This is a genomic window from Pseudoalteromonas luteoviolacea, from assembly GCF_021654285.1.
Classification (GTDB): domain Bacteria; phylum Pseudomonadota; class Gammaproteobacteria; order Enterobacterales; family Alteromonadaceae; genus Pseudoalteromonas; species Pseudoalteromonas luteoviolacea_J.
This window is the reverse complement of record NZ_JAKFZS010000083.1, coordinates 1-1503: the sequence shown is the minus strand read 5'-3', so window position 1 is coordinate 1503 and position 1503 is coordinate 1. Positions and strand designations below refer to the sequence as shown.

The 1503-nt window shown below is 42.6% G+C and carries 1 protein-coding gene; it reads left to right on the top strand.

Annotated features, from left to right (window positions below):
* Positions 1 to 88: 88 nt before the first annotated feature.
* Positions 89 to 1123, top strand: a complete 1035-nt coding sequence (locus L1077_RS27090; RefSeq protein ID WP_237139873.1) for an IS110 family transposase — start codon at positions 89 to 91, stop codon at positions 1121 to 1123.
* Positions 1124 to 1503 lie beyond the last annotated feature (380 nt).

Genomic DNA, 1503 nt, shown 5'->3' with positions numbered 1-1503 from the left:
AGTTGGGTGATGAGATGGACACTCCCAAATCGGCGTCAATGCGCCAAACTGAAGGTGTTAATAACGACAGTTAACAGGAGCATCCATCATGAATAACGTTAGTATATTGAGCATCGATTTGGCAAAAAATGTATTCCAATTGCTAGGCATTGATCAATCAGGTAAACCTTGTTTGTCAAAGCGGCTATCTCGAGTAAAACTTCATGAAGCGCTAGTCAACTTGCCCACCTGCGAAGTTGTTATGGAGGCTTGCTGTTCTTCTCATTATTGGGGTCGCGTATGTTTGTCCGCTGGACATCAAGTTCATCTCATTCCCGCGCAACATGTAACTCCGTTTGTCCGTGGTAATAAAAATGATAAAAACGACTGCATGGCAATATACGAGGCAAGTAGAAGGCCCAACATACGATTCGTTCCAGTGAAAACTGAGCAGCAGCAAGCTATCCTTATATTACATCGAATGCGAGAAAGAGTATTAGCTTCGCGCACAGCTTGTATTAACCAAACTAGAAGTCTACTGCTGGAGTTTGGTATCCATATTCCAAAAGCATACTCGATATTTAAACGATATATCCATGAGCTATTATCCGAAGCCATTCAACCAGTTCTTAGACTTATGCTACTAGAGGTGCACGAAGAATTAGATGGTTATGACAAAAGGGTTAGGCTACTGGACTCCCTGTTCCGACAGACTAATGCTCAAAATAGTAGCGCAGAGATTATGCAATCAATACCAGGGATAGGTCCCACAATCGCTTCTGCTTTCAGTGCCAGTATCGACAGGGGCCAAGCTTTTAAATGTGCCAAAGACTTTAGTGTATGGCTCGGCCTCACTCCCAAACAATATGCATCAGGTGAGACTAATCGCCTAAGCGGCATAACTAAACGCGGTGATTGTTACCTTAGGAAGCAACTTATTCATGGCGCTCGCACTGTTGTGAACCATGCCCATAAAAAAGATGACGATTTAAATCGCTGGATAACAGCTTTAAAGCAACGAAGAGGTGTCAATAAAGCCATTGTTGCAACTGCACACCGCCTAGCAAGGTTGATGTGGATATTACTTCAAAAGAATGAATTCTACCGACCAATGTTTAACAATGCGGTGACACAAAATGTATAAAGTTATTCAATTTGGTTGTTGGGAAGCTCGGTCATGACAAGGGTAACATAACCCGAGTGGGTGTTGTGAGCACCTAACAACCTCCCAACTTATAGTTGCTAAAAGTAGATGAAAAAAGGCCTAGCCTGCCTACATAAAACCCGACAAAGGCACGGTATTTAAACCGATTGGGTGTTTTCAATTTAGGGTGTGTAGACTCGTAGCTCATTAGGGGCGCTGAATAACAGTTAAGCCCGGATATATGTCAGAGCAACGCTTTATTGCACGTGGTTAATCATCGAAATGCGGCTGGTAGGGAATAAAATAATGATAACGAGGCAGTAAAAACTGCCCCGATAGACTTACTTAACTTGACATAAATGGAGTGTCCATATATGTCA